Raw genomic sequence first — 483 nt, 5'->3', positions numbered from 1 at the left:
CACGCTGCCGCAAGCACTCAGGGCGCAAGGGCTGCTAAAGGAAGCGGAACACGTAGAAAGCCAGTCCGCAGAAACGGTGCTGACCCCGGATGAATGTCAGCTACTGGGCTATCTGGACAAGGGAAAACGCAAGCGCAAAGAGAAAGCAGGTAGCTTGCAGTGGGCTTACATGGCGATAGCTAGACTGGGCGGTTTTATGGACAGCAAGCGAACCGGAATTGCCAGCTGGGGCGCCCTCTGGTAAGGTTGGGAAGCCCTGCAAAGTAAACTGGATGGCTTTCTTGCCGCCAAGGATCTGATGGCGCAGAGGATCAAGATCTGATCAAGAGACGGGATGAGGATCGTTTCGCATGATTGAACAAGATGGATTGCACGCAGGTTCTCCGGCCGCTTGGGTGGAGAGGCTATTCGGCTATGACTGGGCACAACAGACAATCGGCTGCTCTGATGCCGCCGTGTTCCGGCTGTCAGCGCAGGGGCGCC

At 56.9% G+C, this 483-nt stretch carries 1 pseudogene; it reads left to right on the top strand.

What is annotated here, in order from left to right:
• Positions 1-322 (top strand): annotated as a pseudogene (locus tag HBA93_RS18430) (IS4 family transposase); the annotation flags it as partial.
• Positions 323-483 lie beyond the last annotated feature (161 nt).

This window comes from Ochrobactrum sp. SFR4 (genome assembly GCF_019730395.1).
Taxonomy (GTDB): Bacteria; Pseudomonadota; Alphaproteobacteria; order Rhizobiales; family Rhizobiaceae; genus Pseudochrobactrum.
Note: the sequence above shows the minus strand (reverse complement) of the source record. Positions and strands in the feature narration are given on the sequence as shown.